Source organism: Pediococcus inopinatus (assembly GCF_002982135.1).
GTDB classification, from domain to species: Bacteria; Bacillota; Bacilli; order Lactobacillales; family Lactobacillaceae; genus Pediococcus; species Pediococcus inopinatus.
This window is the reverse complement of record NZ_CP019981.1, coordinates 1,287,659-1,305,614: the sequence shown is the minus strand read 5'-3', so window position 1 is coordinate 1,305,614 and position 17,956 is coordinate 1,287,659. Positions and strand designations below refer to the sequence as shown.

General features: G+C 38.0%; 17 protein-coding genes and 2 tRNA genes. 15 read left to right on the top strand and 4 right to left on the bottom strand.

What is annotated here, in order from left to right; genetic code table 11:
• Window positions 1–173: 173 nt before the first annotated feature.
• The 4 genes from PI20285_RS06640 to PI20285_RS06625 all read left to right on the top strand — a co-directional run bounded on the left by PI20285_RS06640 (window position 174) and on the right by PI20285_RS06625 (window position 3,394).
• Window positions 174–1,028, top strand: a complete 855-nt coding sequence (locus PI20285_RS06640; RefSeq protein ID WP_057772292.1) for a hypothetical protein — start codon at window positions 174–176, stop codon at window positions 1,026–1,028.
• Between the two features lie 123 nt (window positions 1,029–1,151).
• Window positions 1,152–1,484, top strand: a complete 333-nt coding sequence (locus PI20285_RS06635) for a toxin-antitoxin system HicB family antitoxin (protein ID WP_057772294.1) — start codon at window positions 1,152–1,154, stop codon at window positions 1,482–1,484.
• A gap of 239 nt (window positions 1,485–1,723) precedes the next feature.
• The gene (locus tag PI20285_RS06630) at window positions 1,724–2,557 is read left to right on the top strand and encodes an SPFH domain-containing protein (RefSeq protein WP_057772425.1); all 834 of its coding nucleotides are present in this window, start codon (window positions 1,724–1,726) and stop codon (window positions 2,555–2,557) included.
• 138 nt (window positions 2,558–2,695) lie between these two features.
• Complete coding sequence (locus PI20285_RS06625; RefSeq protein ID WP_057772296.1) at window positions 2,696–3,394, top strand: hypothetical protein; 699 nt, start codon at window positions 2,696–2,698, stop codon at window positions 3,392–3,394.
• 64 nt (window positions 3,395–3,458) lie between these two features.
• Here the strand turns inward: PI20285_RS06625 and PI20285_RS06620 are convergent.
• Window positions 3,459–3,531, bottom strand: a tRNA-Glu gene (locus tag PI20285_RS06620).
• A 264-nt stretch (window positions 3,532–3,795) separates the two neighbouring features.
• Window positions 3,796–4,125: a hypothetical protein gene (locus tag PI20285_RS06610; RefSeq protein WP_057772301.1), complete on the bottom strand. Its 330-nt coding sequence runs from the start codon at window positions 4,123–4,125 to the stop codon at window positions 3,796–3,798.
• A gap of 145 nt (window positions 4,126–4,270) precedes the next feature.
• On the opposite strand from PI20285_RS06610, the gene PI20285_RS06605 reads away from it, so the two are divergent.
• The 7 genes from PI20285_RS06605 to manA all read left to right on the top strand — a co-directional run bounded on the left by PI20285_RS06605 (window position 4,271) and on the right by manA (window position 12,062).
• A tRNA-Gln gene (locus tag PI20285_RS06605) sits at window positions 4,271–4,342 on the top strand.
• Between the two features lie 353 nt (window positions 4,343–4,695).
• The gene (locus PI20285_RS06600) at window positions 4,696–5,235 is read left to right on the top strand and encodes a hypothetical protein (RefSeq protein ID WP_057772303.1); all 540 of its coding nucleotides are present in this window, start codon (window positions 4,696–4,698) and stop codon (window positions 5,233–5,235) included.
• Between the two features lie 343 nt (window positions 5,236–5,578).
• Window positions 5,579–6,241, top strand: coding sequence for a TetR/AcrR family transcriptional regulator (locus PI20285_RS06595; RefSeq protein ID WP_057772305.1), 663 nt, complete (start codon window positions 5,579–5,581; stop codon window positions 6,239–6,241).
• A complete protein-coding gene (locus PI20285_RS06590) occupies window positions 6,242–7,984 on the top strand; it encodes an ABC transporter ATP-binding protein (RefSeq protein WP_057772307.1) in 1,743 nt (580 codons plus the stop codon).
• Window positions 7,977–9,860: an ABC transporter ATP-binding protein gene (locus tag PI20285_RS06585; protein WP_057772309.1), complete on the top strand. Its 1,884-nt coding sequence runs from the start codon at window positions 7,977–7,979 to the stop codon at window positions 9,858–9,860. The genes PI20285_RS06590 and PI20285_RS06585 overlap by 8 nt, the downstream gene beginning before the upstream one ends.
• 111 nt (window positions 9,861–9,971) lie before the next feature.
• Window positions 9,972–10,991 (top strand): serine hydrolase domain-containing protein, encoded by a 1,020-nt coding sequence (locus tag PI20285_RS06580; RefSeq protein WP_057772311.1) that lies wholly within the window; start codon window positions 9,972–9,974, stop codon window positions 10,989–10,991.
• A gap of 99 nt (window positions 10,992–11,090) precedes the next feature.
• Entirely contained in the window at window positions 11,091–12,062 is a 972-nt protein-coding gene (gene manA / locus PI20285_RS06575) for a mannose-6-phosphate isomerase, class I (RefSeq protein WP_057772313.1), read from the top strand.
• A gap of 67 nt (window positions 12,063–12,129) precedes the next feature.
• Here the strand turns inward: manA and PI20285_RS06570 are convergent, their stop codons facing one another.
• Window positions 12,130–12,834 carry a type 1 glutamine amidotransferase gene (locus tag PI20285_RS06570; protein WP_057772315.1) on the bottom strand — a complete coding sequence of 235 codons (705 nt, stop codon included), beginning with the start codon at window positions 12,832–12,834 and terminating at the stop codon, window positions 12,130–12,132.
• Window positions 12,835–14,181 (bottom strand): Mur ligase family protein, encoded by a 1,347-nt coding sequence (locus PI20285_RS06565; RefSeq protein ID WP_057772317.1) that lies wholly within the window; start codon window positions 14,179–14,181, stop codon window positions 12,835–12,837. It abuts the gene before it with no gap.
• Window positions 14,182–14,388: 207 nt separating this feature from the next.
• On the opposite strand from PI20285_RS06565, the gene PI20285_RS06560 reads away from it, so the two are divergent.
• Genes PI20285_RS06560 through PI20285_RS06545 form a run of 4 tightly spaced genes read left to right on the top strand, consistent with a single transcriptional unit; the run spans window position 14,389 to window position 17,941 of the window.
• On the top strand, window positions 14,389–14,979 hold the full coding sequence (locus PI20285_RS06560) for a thymidine kinase (protein WP_057772319.1): 591 nt from the start codon (window positions 14,389–14,391) through the stop codon (window positions 14,977–14,979).
• Window positions 14,979–16,061, top strand: a complete 1,083-nt coding sequence (prfA, locus tag PI20285_RS06555; protein WP_057772321.1) for a peptide chain release factor 1 — start codon at window positions 14,979–14,981, stop codon at window positions 16,059–16,061. Before PI20285_RS06560 ends, prfA begins: the two co-directional genes overlap by 1 nt.
• Window positions 16,054–16,932, top strand: a complete 879-nt coding sequence (gene prmC / locus PI20285_RS06550; protein ID WP_057772323.1) for a peptide chain release factor N(5)-glutamine methyltransferase — start codon at window positions 16,054–16,056, stop codon at window positions 16,930–16,932. The genes prfA and prmC overlap by 8 nt, the downstream gene beginning before the upstream one ends.
• The gene (locus tag PI20285_RS06545) at window positions 16,922–17,941 is read left to right on the top strand and encodes an L-threonylcarbamoyladenylate synthase (protein ID WP_057772324.1); all 1,020 of its coding nucleotides are present in this window, start codon (window positions 16,922–16,924) and stop codon (window positions 17,939–17,941) included. Before prmC ends, PI20285_RS06545 begins: the two co-directional genes overlap by 11 nt.
• Window positions 17,942–17,956: the final 15 nt, after the last annotated feature.

Here is a 17,956-nt window from a genome sequence, read left to right as displayed (position 1 = left end):
GACTTGTTAGGGTTTTAGTGAATAAAGAATAAGTCTAGTGAGAAGCGGTAAATGAAAATTTTCTGTTTTAAAACTAGGCTTATTTTTTTGTTTAAAATTATGTACTTGTAATCGGTTCATTTTTTTAGTAACGTGAAAGCACGAGTTATTTAAAAGTCGAAAGGAAAATTCAAATGGCAGATAGTGAAATGTTCGAGAAAAAACGCGCTGATTATTTAAAGTTTAACGGAAATTATGCAGCAGGGACTTTTTTAGACAATAATATTCAGAAATCAAATTATACGAAAATTGCTTTAGTACCAACGATCGATACAATTCAGAATTGGTCAGATTTATATCAAAAATTCAATCTTGGTGAGAACTACTCAAACAAGCAATTTTGGCAAGATGAATCAAAGTATTTAGTAGATGTGACTCAGGCCAAAGAATGGCTGGAACAATTATTTAAGCAGGAATTTAATATCACAGCAGTTGGTGCAGAATTCTTGGAAGGGGTCGGAAATCGTTCTTCAGAAAACTCTGTTCAATTGACGGAAGCTGTTGACGCAGAAAATAATTGTTATTATATTTTGCAAAGCGGTTTTACAGCACTTGAAGCTAAAAGTAACGCGCTCAAAAAATCAGCCAAGTATGCTTACGATAAAGATGTGTTTACTGTTGATCAGGAAAATTATGTGACCTATGATGAACGCAATTTAGATAGTTTAATTGTTACCATGGTTAAAGAATATTTTGATCGAGAGATAGCGGCCGGGGAGCTTAAACAGAATTTACCAGCATTTAGAGTGTGTGGGACATTTAATGATTATGGAAAACCTGCGGAAGATGGCAATCGGCTTTGTACGATCATTAAAACAAGTCACAAAAATGAACTTGAACAACTCTCTGATACTGAACTGCTAAAAATGCTTGAAAATGGCAAACCGTTGTCGCAAGGGGTAACACGCAGTCGTTCGTGGAAAGCCAACGAACAACAGCGCCTTGAATGGTTACAAGCAGGTAAAAAAATGGCTCAATTCGAAAACTAATAAAATTAGGATGGCCTGTTTCAGATTTTTATTTGGAATAGGCTTTTTTATATTGACTCTGGTACGTAAATCGCTTACAATGGGTTTGATATCAGAATGATATTGAGAAGAGGCGATCAGTTCATGGCGAATGATAAAAAGGACAAGCGGTTTTTATTGCGTTTGGACCAGGAGCTTTACGATCGATTGGCCGAGGAAGCCAATCGAGCAAATCAGAGTGTCAATATGTACATTGTGAGTTTGCTATCAGATAATCATGGGACAAAAAGTTTTGAGAATCGGCAAATTATTGGCCAGACCGTTTTAGGAAAGGACTTAAACGTTGACCATGGACTTGCCTTTGTTTCAGGTATTTATTACCGTTATTTAATTAATGATAACGGGGATGTCGATACAACTGCAAAGTATGCGGTTATTGAGGCAAATGGAAACATATTAACGTTACAAAAAATTTAGCCATTTTGGGGGAGATAAGGATGGCAAATCAGCAAAAACATCAAGCGGGATTTTGGGGCCAAATGCAGGCGGCAATGAATGGTGAGTACGCGAATCAGTATCAAAAAGCGCAATTAAAAGCTATTCAGAGTAGGCAGCATGCGATATCCAAACCAGATAAGCGAGATCGACGAGCTAATCATGATAAACCAGAAAGAACAGTTCATGCACGAGTACCAGAAAAACGGAGGGGTTTAAATATGCCATTTGGATTAAGAATTGTGCCACAAAATAATCGTGGTCTAGTAGAAACATTAGGAAAATACAAACGGAGCGTTGATCCTGGATTTCATTTTTATTTTCCATTTTTTCAAAAAATTAAAAATGTGAGTTTAGCGATGGAACCTTTAGCACTACCAAACTATTCAATTATTACAAAGGATAATGCGGACGTTTCAGCTAGTTTAACGTTGAACTTCCATATTACCGATCCAGTGAAGTATCAATATGAAAATACAGATTCCGTTGAATCGATGGCCCAACTTGTTCGTGGGCATTTACGAGATATCATCGGACGGATGGACTTGAATGAGGCCTTAGGGTCGACTGCCAAAATTAACCAGGAATTGACATTGGCAATTGGCGATTTGACGAACACATACGGAATTAATGTGGATCGAATTAATATTGATGAATTAACACCTTCTCGTGCCATTCAAGAAGCAATGGATAAACAATTGACGGCTGATCGTGAACGAGTGGCAACCATCGCTAAAGCAGAAGGGGAAGCCAAATCTATTGAATTGACTACTAAAGCTAAGAATGATGCGCTAATGGCGACTGCCAAAGCAGAAGCGGATGCAACTAAAACACGTGCCAATGCTGAGCGTTACCGGATTGATACCGTTCAAGCTGGATTAGCAGAAGCTACCGAAAAATATTTCCAAAATCAATCTATCAATGCTTTTTCTGATTTAGCAAAGTCTGATACAAATTTGGTGGTTGTGCCTTCAGATAGTGCGGAAGAATTTGGTAAACTGCCAGTGGTCGGAAAATTACTTGGTACGAAAGACGATAAAAATACGACGTTATAAAATTTCATAAGAATAGAGTTACTCTGAGGTGTATAAGGAGTAACTTTTTTTATTTACGGAATATTATTAAAAATAGTTAGAAAGCGGTATTATAGTACCGATGTATGAATAGGTTTGTCAAAATGGTAGGAGATCATTGTGCGCAAACAGGCTGTAGTTAATTTTATCGAAAGAGCCGTAGGGGTTATTTTGTTGATCCTGCTTTACATGAGAATTACCAATTACTATCAGCTTACACGAAGACGGGTAACTACGTATTCGATGGGGTTACATTTTTATATTGGTTCCTTGTGGATTTTATCTGTTTTAGTAGTTGTAATTATGGTTCTGTTTTTCTTTTATGGGGATCGTTCTTATTCTGCTAAACATATTGGGTTAGCAGGAGCCTTATTGATTGTGGGATTGGGCGTCGTTTTTCAATTTATCAATCAACCGGATTATACAAAGAATCATGTAACACCAATTCCGATCTCTGCAACCAAAGCCGTTCAAGAAATTCAGAAAAAAAGATATAGCTCTTATGACACGGAAATATATTTTTATAATTCGGACAGCAAACATTATCCCAAGGTACGTAAGGAAATTCGGCGTTATTCATTGAGTGCACAAGAGGACTTCTATAGCATTGATTTGAAAAATATTCGTACCAAATTAGGCTCAAAAAAATATCTTGCATTCATCAAGAAGACTGGAATTAAAAGTCAAAACGTCATGGTGATCACCTATCGGGAAGATGGACATAACAAGATTAAAACCTTCAATAAATTAGAAAATCGGCATGCTTTACTCCAGTTTGTAAACTATATTAGTGACAATGTCGAAATGACGTATTTTTAAAAAGAAAAATAAGCCTCAAAACACTGATTTAACAATGCTTTGAGGCTTATTTTTTGCTTAATTATAGCCCGCACGGGGATCGAACCCGTAGCTCCGCCTTGAGAGGGCGACGTCTTAAACCAATTTGACCAGCGGGCAATTAGTCAATTAGTACTTTTCTAATTTATCGTATTTGGGACTTAAAGTCAATACCTTAGCTGTTAATTCACTTTTTTCGTGCCAGAAAAGTCAGATAAATTAAGCTGATAAATAAGTACATCCAATAAACGAATATTGCGATAAGAATGTATGGAATGAACGAATAGGGCAATAAACTTTCGCTGACCAAGCAAAGAATCGCGATTACTGCCCAGATGACCAGTTTTTGTTTGGTGTCGGCGAGGGCTGCTTTAAGTTCCTTCTTACTCATAAGTCAACTCAAGCATATAGGCTTTTTGTTTTAGGATATGAGCAGTCGTTACCCAAACTTCGTGATAAGTTTTTGTTGGCCTAGTAGTATAGGTATTAAAATGATCAAGCAAAGTACGGTATTTAGCAACAAAATCATCAGATAGACGGTCGACAAGTAACGTTTCATCTGGAAAATAGATTTCTGGATTTGCTACATGCATTGTGTCGTTTATATTTAATTGCACCACATTTGTATATCCCAGCGTATTGACAGCGGCACGGTCTGGATGATTATAAACTTGTGATAAAACATTATAAATTGAATCAGAATTTGTAGCCATATTTTCACCTCGTAACATTACCTTTATTGTAGCAAAAACCAAGGTAGTTGTCAGATGTTCACAACTTTCAATGAAAATCGGCAAAATAAAAGAAGACTTATTGACAGTTTGGCGGAAAGACGGTAATATTATAGAGGTAATTTAGTGGGCATTCGCCAAATGGTAAGGCCTCGGACTCTGAATCCGTAATTTACTGGTTCGATCCCAGTATGCCCAATAATTTTAAATATTGAAGCTGTTATATGACGTTAAAATGTTGTATAGCAGCTTTTTTTGATTCATTAAATAAAAGTGCAACTTTTTCCAGTGTTTATACCACTAATAGGTGAAAGGGGGTAAGCCACGTGAACAAAGTCAAAATTAGAATTGTCAAACGAGCTATGCATGGAAATCAACAAGCATTTACTGAAATTATGATGGAGCAGGCAGATTAAAGGAGCAGTTCCTAAAAGAACGATTAATTTTCCGATTGTATTTACGAGCTTCAAGAGAAACTTTGGTCGCTGGGCATTTAACCTACATCTTTCCCCTAGCAAAGTTACTTCACGCAAATTGAACGGTAGGTTAACTTTGGCAAACGGTGATGTTAAATTAAGAGTTCTTGGGATTGATGAATACGTCGGTGGAACCGGTTTAATAAAGTTTCGGTTAGCACAAAGATACAGCAAAGATCAATTAGCAATATTTAAAATCTTGGTTAACAAAAGTAAAAAGGATTATCTACTGGATGCGAATGCAGTCTCTATTAGCGGGAACGGAAAAAATCAAATTGTTGGATATAAAATAAAAAAAATGCCTAAACAAATTAAGGATTTAACAATTGAGTCAAGCTTGGATAAGCCTGAGGTTACCTCAAGAACATCTCTTAAAAAGATTCCGATGACTGTTAAGGCAAAACGAAGTAATTCTGTATATAAATTTAAAAAAGCAGTTTTACAAAATGGTAAATTAACCGTCCGCTATGAGTTTACTGGTATGGATGGATCTGTTCATGATTTTTTGAAGAATAATAATGTTGTTTCAGGATTTGCAATTATGGCAAAGACTTACCAGGATAACGGTAATGACAGTGTTTTCGGTAAGGATTATCTTGATAAAAGTAAACACTGATTAATTAGTGCCAAAAATCATGAGTATGAAGCAACATTTAATTTAAATAAAAAATCAGGATTAAAAAAATTAAATCTAAGTCAACTTCAATTACAGGTCGATTTTGAATACTTGCACGCAACAACAGATTTAGGTAAAAAGACAATTCAAATTTACAAGTAAGTTTATTTACGGCACACCTGAACGATCTTAATAAAAGGTCATTCAGGTGGCTTTTTGATTTAGATAACAAAATTTAATCTTAGAAATTTAAACAGGAATGTTCATAAATTTCGTGTTGCAAAAGCATGGATTAAGCGTATAATCATCAATTATGACAGTGTGTCATTTTGAGGAGGAAGAGATGCCAAAAGCAACGTATTTCAATCTGAACAAAGAGAAAAAAGCACGATTGATGCAAGCTGCACAGCATGAATTTTCTCGTGCATCACTTGAAGAAGTATCAGTTAGTGCAATTGTTGAAGATGCGCAAATTCCGCGAGGCAGTTTTTATCAGTATTTTGAAAATAAAGAGGATCTTTATTTTTATTTTCTAGGAAACTTGATGACGGATATGGAGCAACATTTTTTCGATATGTTGGAAAAAACGCATGGCGACATATTTAAATCAATGAAGTATTTCTTTGATTTTGCGGTAGGAGAAATTACTGAAGGACCAAATGCGGATATTTTTAAGAATGTTGGATCAAACGATTTTCAGCGCGATCATCATTCGAAGCATTTTGGAAAGGATCATCATAAACATCCATTTTTCCAAAGTATGCAGGCAGTTGAGGACAAGATTAGCAAAATGGTTGATCGGTCTAAACTTCGCATTAATAACGATGCAGAGTTAAAGGCATTGCAACGATTAATCTTCACTGTTTTTGTTCACGCGATTGGTCATTATTTTCGTTCTCAAAAAGAAGAGTCACCCGAAACAATTGCCGATGCCAAAGCCGAATTTGCAACGACATTGGATTGGATTGCAAATGGCGCACTAAAATCAAAAAAGGAGCTTGGTTAAATGCTTAAATTATCACGAAAATACTTGGCCTGGTGGGCAGTAGTCATTGGGACCGTATTTTTAATTGTTCAGGTCATATGTGATTTGTGGTTACCGAATATCACTTCAGATATTATTAATAACGGAGTTGCCAAAAGTGATATCTCATATATTTGGAACTCAGGTTATAAAATGTTAGCAATCTCATTTTTAGGGGTATTAGCAGCGGCAGTAAACGTCTATTTTGCAGCAACGCAATCCCAGAAAATGGGTAGTAAAATTCGTGACGCTCTTTTTAAGAAAGTTTCATTTTTATCAAATCATGAATTTGAAAAATTTGGGGACGCATCTTTAATTACACGGACAACCAATGATGTTATTCAAATTCAAAATGTGATGGTTATGATCTTACGAATGATGCTTCAGTCACCAATAATGTTGGTTGGTGCCGGGATTATGGCGTACAACAAACAACCAGCATTAACTGCTGTTTTCTTGGTAGCTATCCCAGTGCTTGTCTTTTTTGTTGGAATTATTATGTATTTTGCAGTACCGCTTTTTCAAGGGATGCAAAAGAAGATTGACCGAATTAACCTGGTCTTCCGGGAAGGGTTAACAGGGGTTCGGGTTATTCGAGCCTTTAATCGGGACAAGTTCGAACAAGATCGTTTTGGGGATGCCAACAAAGATTATACGCATACCGCAATCAAAGTCTTTACGATTGTTTCCTTTATGTTCCCAATCATGACTTTAATTATGAGCGGAACTAATATGGGAATTATCTGGTATGGAGCCAAGTTAATCTCTAATCAAACTATGCAAGTGGGAAATTTGGTTGCATTCATGACTTACGCAGCTCAGATTTTAATGAGTTTTATGATGCTTTCCATGGTCTTTGTTTTGGTTCCTCGTGCTTCAGCATCCGCAAAACGAATTAATGAAGTTTTGGAAATGAAAAATAGTGTCAAGGATCCGGAGCAACCTGTTTCAACTAAAGACGAAACAAAGGCGGCTTCGTTAGAATTTCAGAATGTTGATTTTCGATATAAAGGTGCAGAAGATTTAGCAATTGATGGGGCAAACTTTAAAGCTACAGCTGGGCAAACAGTTGCTATTATCGGAGGTACTGGTTCTGGTAAATCAACCCTTGTGAGTTTAATTCCTCGTTTCTTTGATCCCGAAAAAGGGGAAATCTTAATTAACGGAACTGACGTTAAAACATTGAGTCAAAAAGATGTGCATGCTCAGGTTTCATTAGCACAGCAAAAATCCGTCCTTTTCCGAGGAACAATTAGAGAAAACATGCAATTTGGTAATCCTGATGCAACGGATGACGAAATTTGGCATGCAATGGAAATTGCTCAAGCAACTGAATTTATTCATAAAGATGAGGATGGTTTGGATGCTTGGGTAGAACAAGATGGAGATAACTTCTCTGGTGGTCAAAAACAACGGTTGACGATTGCTAGGACATTAGTTAAACAAGCTCCAGTATACGTCTTTGACGATTCATTCTCAGCGCTTGATTTCAAAACCGATGCTGAATTACGGCATTCTTTGCGTGAGGATAGTCAAATCCAAAAGAGTGTGGTTGTAATTGTTGCTCAACGAATCGCGACAGTGGCTGATGCTGATCTAATCTTGGTTATCGACAAGGGTAAGATTGTAGGCCAAGGGACGCATCAAGAACTAAAAGCCAATAATGATACTTATCGAGAGATTATTGACTCACAAATCAAGAAGGGAGATCAGGTAAATGGCTAAAAATAATGAACGAGCGCCACAACGTACTGGTGGTCACGGTGGCCATGGTCCAGGAATGGGTATGGCAGTTGAAAAGCCACAACATTTTTGGAAAACGACTGGTCGCTTACTTCGCTATCTCTCTCCTTGGATGGTAATGGTTGTGCTAGTTTTGATTATGGCTGGTGTTTCTGTTGTGCTTCAGATTAATGCCCCTAAGGTTTTAGGAAAAGCGACAACTGAGATATTTGCAGGTGTTATGAAGGGCCAGGCCCAAATGAAGGCCGGCATTGCGCTTCATACACTGCCAATCAACTTCACAAAAATTATCCATATTTTGGCCACAGTTGGTATTTTATATGGTTTATCAGCCCTGTTTAGTTTTGCACAACAGGCCATTATGACCCAAGTGTCACAACGAGCCGTTTATCAAATGCGGAAAGATTTCAAAGCTAAGTTACAACGTGTACCTGTTTCATATTATGATACCCATTCTAATGGGGATGTCATGAGTCGAATGTCTAATGATATGGATAACATCTCTGGAACTTTGCAGCAAAGTTTGACGCAGTTAGTTACGAGTGTTTTCCAATTTGTTGGTGTGCTCTACATGATGTTGACGATTAGTTGGAAACTAACGCTGATTGCCGTTTTGACGGTACCCCTAAGTTTAATTGTGGTCGCAGTTGTGGCACCAAAGTCACAAAAATTCTTTAGTGGTCAGCAAAAGCATCTTGGCTTGTTAAATGATCAAATTGAAGAAACTTATGCCGGACATACTGTGGTAAAGAGTTTTAATCATGAAGACAAAGCAATCCAAGATTTCAAAAAAGAAAATGATCAGTATTTAAACTATGCTTGGAAGGCACAATTTGTTTCTGGTTTAATTATGCCGTTAATGAACTTTATTAAAAACTTAGGTTATGTTTTCGTTGCGGTTGTTGGTGGTGTTGAGGTTGCTAATGGTCAGATCACATTAGGTAATGTACAGGCATTCTTACAGTACACACAACAGTTTTCACAACCAATAACCCAGATTGCCAACTTAACAAATACGATTCAGTTGACAATTGCTTCTGCGGAACGAATTTTTGCCGTGATTGATGAACCTGAAATGGAAGAAACCCACGTCGACATTGCCGATGTTAAGAATCCAAAGGCAGAAGTTGTCTTTGATCATGTTGATTTTCAATATGTTGAAGATACACCTTTAATTCAGGACTTTAATCTGGATGTCAATTCTGGAGAAATGGTGGCCATTGTTGGACCAACTGGAGCCGGAAAAACAACGATCATTAATTTACTTGAACGTTTTTATGATATTAAAGACGGTTCCATTAAATTAGACAGTGTGGATACTCGAAATTTGAGTCGTGCTCAGTTACGTTCTGAATTTGCAATGGTTCTTCAGGATACCTGGTTGTTCACAGGTACCATTCGTGAAAACATCAAGTATGGTCGCGAAGATGCAACTGATGACGATATGGTTGAGTCTGCGAAGGCAGCACATGCCGATTCCTTTATTCGTCAGTTACCAGATGGTTATGATACTGTGCTTAACGAATCTGCAACAAATATTTCCCAAGGACAGCGGCAATTATTAACAATTGCACGAGCATTCTTGGCAGACCCTAAAGTTCTTATCTTAGATGAAGCGACTAGTTCGGTTGATACCCGTACAGAAGTCTTGATTCAAAAAGCGATGAATAAATTGCTTAAGAACCGGACAAGTTTCGTGGTTGCCCATCGACTATCAACAATTCGGAATGCCCAAAATATCGTGGTTGTGAACCATGGTCAAATTATGGAAACCGGAAATCATGATAGCTTAATGGAACAAAATGGTTTTTATGCGGATCTATATAACAGTCAGTTTTCTGGTAATGAAGTTATTTAAACCTTAATTTTAAAAATAAAAAATCCATTATTCAAAAGTTGTTTCATCCTTAAATATGAGACAATAATTGGGTAGTGGATTTTTTGTGCTTTTAAGTCAAGGAGAAAACAAATGGTAACTTATAAAAATACGGAAAAACAAATCGCAAAAATGGTTAAAGAGAGGATTGTTCCCGGAGTCTCTTATGCCATTATTGATCATGAGCAAATTATTCAACATGTTTTAGGACAGGCCGAATTGGTGCCGAAACAGCAAAAGTTACGGGTCGGGATGGTTTATGATATTGCTTCTTTAACGAAAGTTGTTGGAACAGAAATTGTAATTGCCCAATTAGTGGACGAAGGGTTGCTTTCATATGATGAGCCAGTTTGCACATATTTACCCAATTTCTTTGATTCTCGGGTTACCTTACGTCATTTGTTAACTCACACTTCCGGAATTACAGGCTATATTCCTCATCGCAACGAACTAAGCGAAGCAGCTCTTTTGAAGGCCTTATTCACATTAAAAATTGGATCTGGTTTTAATCGAGAAGTCGTTTATTCAGATCTAAATTATATTTTTCTAGGGCTAATTGTAGAAAAAATTTGTCATCGACCAATTCAAAATGCCATCACAGAGCGCATACTAAAACCGCTTGGGTTAAGCCAAACGACTTTTCAACCCGATCCTTTGGATTGTGTCCCAACGGAATGGACCGCACAGATGGGGCTGATTCGAGGAGTTGTGCATGATCCGAAAGCCAGAATTCTAGGAGCACATTGCGGCTCTGCGGGGCTTTTTTCGACGTTAACAGATCTAACTAAATTTGTTGGCTGGTTACTGGAACCAAAAAGAAATCCTGATGTCTTAAACTCGCAGACAATTGATCAATTGTTTGAAAATCAGACTGCAAACTCTCAGTTAGTTCGTTCTTTTGGTTGGGGACTGATCGCAAAAGAAGATGAATCACAAAAGCATTGGGTCTTAAAACACAGTGGGTTTACTGGCACAATGCTATTGGTAGATAGGGCAAGAAAGCGGGGATTAGTGTTTCTTTCTAATCGCGTGCATCCGACTTCAGATAACCAAATATATTTTAAATATCGCCAACTTGTAATTGAAGCTTTTTTGAAAGAAGGCCAAAAATAATCAAACGCTTACTGAAAGCGGTTTTGTTTTATGGTAAACTGTTAATGTAATAGCGAAAATAGCTTAAGAATAGTCGTTAAAGACAAAGGAGAGATCGTTTTGAGTGAACCATTATTTTTGAAACCTGTATTTCATGAAAAAATTTGGGGTGGCAAGAAATTAGCTACTGAGTTTGGATATAAAATCCCAAGTGACACAACCGGTGAGTGCTGGGCAATTTCGGCTCATCCTCATGGTCCAGCTATGGTCACTAATGGACCTTACAAAGGTTTAACATTGGATCAAGTTTGGGATCAGCATCGCGAGGCATTTGGAAATGCAAAGGGGGATGTTTTCCCATTGCTAACCAAAATTTTAGATGCCAATGATGATTTATCTGTGCAGGTTCATCCGGATGATGCATACGCTGCAGAGCATGAACATGAACTAGGAAAAACGGAATGCTGGTATATTATTTCGGCCGAGCCAGGGGCAGAACTTTATTATGGCCACAACGCTAAAACGCACGAAGAGTTAGCTGATTGGATTAACAACGGTAAGTGGGATAAATTGTTCCGCCGAGTTCCTGTTAAACCAGGTGAATTCTATTATGTCCCTAGTGGCACAATTCATGCGTTGGGTAAAGGAATTATGGTCTTAGAGACTCAACAGAGTAGTGATACAACATACCGTTTATACGATTTTGACCGGGTAGATAAAACAACTGGTGAGAAACGTGAACTTCATTTGCAACAATCAATTGATGTGACCACAGTGCCTCATGTTGATCCGCAATTAAATATTGAAAAGACAACGGTTGGTGATGCAGAAGTGACAACTTATGTTAAGCCACCAGTTTCACCACATTTCTCTGTTTATCAATGGTTGTTAAAGAATGGTACCGCAACTTTTAAACGTCAAGCTGCGCCTTATACCTTAGTTTCTGTATTGAAAGGTGAGGGTGAAATTACAGTTGACGGCCAAAGTTATGAAATTAAAAAAGGTGTGCATTTTGTTTTACCTTATCAAGTCAAAGAGTGGACGTTGACTGGTGATTTACAGATTATTGCCAGTGAGCCAGGAGAAGAATAAGGTCTACAATTAAAATAACGGTTAGCTATGAATTTAGAATTCGTAACTAACCGTTATTTTTATATATTTAGAATGTTGCCGGTATTTTCAAAGCTTTTTGCTGGCTAAAGTCGCTATCTGGATATTTGCGTTCTAAAGCTGTAATTAATAAATGCTTTGCTAAGCTTCCATTGCGGGTCAAAATTGGTCCATGAAAGTAAGAACCATAAACGTTTTTATAAATTACGCCTTCAGTTTTATCTTTACCATTATTACCATGGCCATTTTCAACCACTCCGAGAGGTTCTTCACCTTTACCTAAAAAGGTCATACCATTATGATTTTCAAAGCCGTGATATTCTTCTTGAGTTTGTTTATTTTTAATTAAAATGTTACCAATAAAACGATTATTATCTTGGCTAAGTGTGTAGTGGTCTAAGGCACCAATTCCCGGGATCTTTTCACCATTTGCACCAATATAATAGTGGCCTAAAAGTTGATAACCGCCACAAATGGCCAACAAAGGGCCACCATCATCAATATATTTAGTAAGTTCTTCTTTTTTGGAAGGAATATCTTTAGAAACAATTAATTGTTCATAATCTTGGCCGCCACCAAAGAAAACTAAATCAAAATTAGCAGCCTTAAAATCGTCATCTAGACTAATCACTTTGATGTTAAGATCTGTATCCATTTGTTTGGCGTAGTACTTAAGCGCCAGTAAGTTACCATTATCACCATAGGTATTCAAGAGGTTGCCATACAAATGGGCAACGTTTAAGGAATAATTCAATTAAATTCCCTCCTTAATGTAGCCGTCATCGGCCAGTTGTTTGCGTAATTGTAACATGGCTGTATAAGTTGCAAAAACGTAAACTCGTTTTGTAGGTAATTCTTTAAACTTATCAACCGCTGCGTGCAAATCAGGCTCAATCCATAATTTTTCATCGGGAACACCAGCCACTTTCAAACGGAAGGTGATATCTTTGTAGCGTTCGCCACCGGTCATGAATTGCTGAATGTTCATCTTGGGTAATTTTTCAAACTCGCCGTCCCAAATCCAACTTGTATCGATTCCGTCGGCATAGTTGGCATTTAATAGGCCAACTAACGAAAATGGCTGAGGTTCGGTCCCGACCATGTCAATAACTTGGTTTAAACCAACTGGATTTTTGACTAAAACAATGGTAATTTCTTTATCGCCAACTTGAATTTGTTCCTGCCGACCAAAAACACGTTCGTCAGGATCGTTTAAAGCTTTTGCGATGTCCTCATCAGAAACTCCCATGAATTTTCCGACTGAATAGGCTGCCAGAGCGTTGTAAACATTATAAAGGCCACCAATATGCAGATTGAACTGAGTGCCATCAATTTGAAAAGCTGAAGTCGCAGGCGTTAATTTGTCGACACTTGTTAGTTGATAATTAAGTTCAGGACGTTCAAATCCACAGTGAGGGCAATAATATTTACCAAGGTTACTGTAAATAATAAATTTATAGTGGAGGATATTTTGACAGACTGGACATAAAATTCCATCCGTATTAACATCGGCAAGCTTTTCGCCGTCCGTTTGATTATTAAATCCATAATATTGAATAGGATTGGGTAGCTCTTTTGAATGAAAAATAGAAGCATCACCATTAGCAATAATGGTTGCCTCCGGAGCCAGAGCCACACCATCTAAGATTTTTTGATAAGTGGTGTAAATTTCGCCATAGCGATCCATCTGATCCCGAAAAATATTTGTAAATACAAATGCAAGGGGCTTAATATACTTAGTCACTTTAATGACATTGGCTTCGTCAACTTCCAAAACAGCAATTTGACGGCCATTTTTTGATTTTTTCGCGGTTAAAAAGGTTGTCACGATTCCTTGTTCCATATTGGAACCACTTGGATTCGTTAAAACCTGATCGAATTTTTGGTTAAGGACTTTTACAGTCAGGGCCGTTGTTAAAGTTTTTCCGTTTGTACCGGTAATAACAATCACATCGTAATTTTTACCCAAAACTTTCAAAATATCAGGATCGATTTTTGTGGTTAGTTTTCCGGGGAGCGAACTTCCACCGTTACGAAATTTATGCAAGAACCAGTAAGCGGATTTTCCAGTGGCCATTGCAAATGAACTTTTGAGTGACATATGACTCCTCCATAAAATTGATAAAAGGGCGTGATACCCTCAATACTAAAAGTTAATTTTAAGCCCAATGGCGAAAAAAAGAAAGTTATCTAGAAAAAGAAAACTAAGAATTAAATCAGAGATGAATTTTTGGCTCTGATTGGAGATGAAATTTTCTTGGTTATCAGCTATACTGAATAGGAAGTCAATACAAAGGGAGAGACTGCTTTGGCACAGTTATTTTTTCACTACGGCGCAATGAATAGTGGTAAGTCGATCGAAATTTTGAAAGTTGCTCATAACTACGAAGAGCAGCATAAGTCAGTTGTTTTAATGACTAGTGGCATTGATACGCGAGAAAAAGTGGGTGAGATTGCAAGCCGGATTGGGTTGCATCGAACTGCGGAGCCTATCTTTGATGAGACCAATGTTTATCAACGAGTTTTAGAGTTAAATCCTGATGCAGCTTGTGTCTTAATTGATGAAGCGCAATTTTTAAAAAAACACCACATTGAGGAACTGGCCAAGGTTGTGGATGATCTAAATATTCCAGTCATGACATTTGGATTAAAAAATGATTTTCGAAATGAACTTTTTGAAGGCTCTAAATATTTATTAATCTATGCGGACAAAATTGAAGAAATGAAGACGATTTGCTGGTTTTGTAAACATAAGGCAATTATGAATTTACGTTTTGCAGATGGTAAACCAGTGTATGAAGGTGAACAGGTTTTGATTGGCGGCAATGAGGCATATTATCCAGTTTGTCGTCGTCATTACTTTAATCCACCTTTGGATGAAACGAGGGAAAGTAAGTAATGAATGATTTTATTGATAAGTTGCAGTCAGTTGAGGACCGATATGATGAGTTAAATGAACTTTTAGCTGATCCTGATGTGATTTCTGACTCACAAAAATTTACAGAATTATCTAAAGAAGAAGCAAGTATCCGCGAAACGGTGGCTAAGTTTCGGGAATACAAAAAAGTAATTAAACAGATTTCTGAAAATGAAGAGATGCAACGTGAAAAATTAGATCCTGAAATGGATGAACTTGTGAAATCTGAACTGAGTACCCAACGCGCTCAGAAAACCGATTTGGAAGACCAAATCAAAGTTTTGATGTTACCAACGGATCCAAATGATGATAAGAATATCATTATGGAAATTCACGGTGCTGCTGGTGGGGATGAAGCTAGTCTATTTGCGGCGGACCTTTTTAATATGTATTCTCGTTATGCAGAAAATCAAAATTGGAAAGTTCAAGTTGTGGATGAAAATGCCACCGAAGTTGGTGGCTTTAAGGAAATTGTTTTGATGATTTCTGGTGAGAGTGTTTATTCGAAACTTAAATACGAAAATGGCGCGCACCGAGTACAACGAATTCCTTCAACTGAATCAGCTGGACGAGTTCATACGTCAACGGCTACTGTTGGGGTGATGCCTGAAGCAGAGGATGTCAATATCGAGATTGATCCGAAAGATATTCGGACGGATGTTTATCGTTCTTCTGGTGCTGGTGGTCAGCATATCAATAAGACGTCTTCTGCTGTGCGAATGACTCATTTACCAACTGGAATTGTCGTTGCAATGCAAGATGAGCGTTCGCAGCAACAAAACCGAGTTAAGGCGATGACGATTTTAAAGGCTCGTGTTTATGACTATTACCAAACTCGTGAACAGGATGCTTACGATGCTGAGCGAAAGAGCGCGGTCGGGACTGGTGATCGTTCTGAACGAATCCGAACTTATAATTATCCCCAAAACCGAGTAACGGATCATCGCATTGGGTTAAGCTTAAACAAATTAGACCGAATTATGAACGGCGAATTAGATGAAATCATTGATGCCTTGATCTTGGATGATCAAGCAAAGAAAATGGAGAATCTTCGCAATGAATAATCCTACTTACCTAGAGGCCCTTAACTGGGCTTTTTTGTATTTAAAACCCCACAAACAAAATGGGATTGATAATGAGGGTGCTAGGTTATTATTGGCTAATATGATGCACTGGGATAATACTCAATTAATTTTGCATCATCGCGATCAATTAACGGAGAGCGTCTGGCAAGATTATCAAGAAAATATTCGCCAATATGCTGATGGCATTCCTGTGCAATATATTACTAAGCAGGCTACTTTTTATGGCAGCAAGTTGTTTGTCGATTCACGCGTCCTAATCCCACGTTTTGAAACCGAAGAATTGGTGGAGTGGGTTTTGAATGAGAATGATGAGGCGGCCCGCACAGTTCTAGATCTTGGAACAGGCTCGGGGGCCATTGCGATTGCGCTAAAAAAGCAACGACCAAATTGGCAAGTGATGGGATCAGATATTTCTGAAGAGGCCCTGCAAGTGGCTAAACAAAATGTGGATTCACAGAAAGCTGCAATTTCGCTGGTCAAAAGCGATTTGTTTCAAAACTTAAAAACGCATAAATTTGATATTATTGTATCCAACCCGCCATACATTGCAGAGTCTGAAAGAGCTGTTATGGATCCAAACGTGGTCGATCACGAACCAGGACAAGCCCTGTTTGCAAAACAGCAAGGGTTGGCCATTTATGATCAACTGAGCCAGCAAGTTGGAGTGCACCTAAATGGTGGAGGTAAACTGTACTGTGAATTCGGCTACCATCAAAAAAAGGCGCTTGAAGAATTATTTAAAACGGCTAAAACAAGCTATCAAGTAAAATTCAAAAAAGATATCACGAATCATGATCGGATGATGCGTGTGACGATCGCTAGTGAAGGGAAGTCACAAGATGAAAACTGAAATATATCATGCAGATACTATAAATGAGGCTGCAAAGCAAATTCAAGCCGGCCAGTTAATTGCGTTTCCAACTGAAACGGTTTACGGATTAGGTGCTGATGCCACCAACGAAGTGGCAGTTAAACAAGTTTATGTTGCAAAAGGGCGCCCAAGCGACAATCCGTTAATTGTTCATGTTGCAGATGTTGAGACGGTGGAGAAATATGCTCAGCCACTTTCTGAAAAGACACGTTTATTGATGAAGACATTTTGGCCTGGACCGTTAACCATTATCTTACAATTGAAACCAGATGCCTTGTCTAAAAGCGTCACTGGTGGATTAGCAACAGCGGCGTTTCGAAATCCGCGTAACCAAGCAACTCTTGATTTGATTCGGAAAGCGGGAGTACCAATTGTGGGACCTTCGGCGAATACATCCGGAAAACCTAGTCCAACAGAAGCAAAACATATTTACCATGATTTACAAGGCAAAATTGCAGGAATTTTAGATGATGGCCCTACGCAAATTGGGGTGGAATCGACGGTCTTAGACATGTCTGGTGATGTACCAACGGTTTTACGGCCAGGTGGTGTAAGTGAGGAAAAGCTAGAAGCAGTCATTGGGACAGTCAGATCTGATCACCACAAAGTTGGCAAAGATGAAGTCCCTAAGGCGCCGGGAATGAAATATAAGCACTATGCACCAAATGCGCAAGTTTTGATTGTTTCTGATAAACTATGGCCAGAGGCGTTGCAATGGGCTGCTACACAAGCAACTCAAGTTGGCATTATGACCACTCAGCAAGTCAAAGCTGAAAATCAAATTCCTGAGAATGGAGAGTGGTTTTCTTTAGGAGACAATGTCCAATCAGCGAGTCACAACTTATTTGCAGGATTACGTCACTTTGATACAGAGAGTTCGGTTTCATACATTTTGGCTCAAGAATTCGATGAATTAGGGCTAGGCGAGGCTTATATGAATCGTCTAAAAAAATCAGCAGGACAGCAATACTTTCAAACACCTAAATAATAGGAGGCGTTTTAA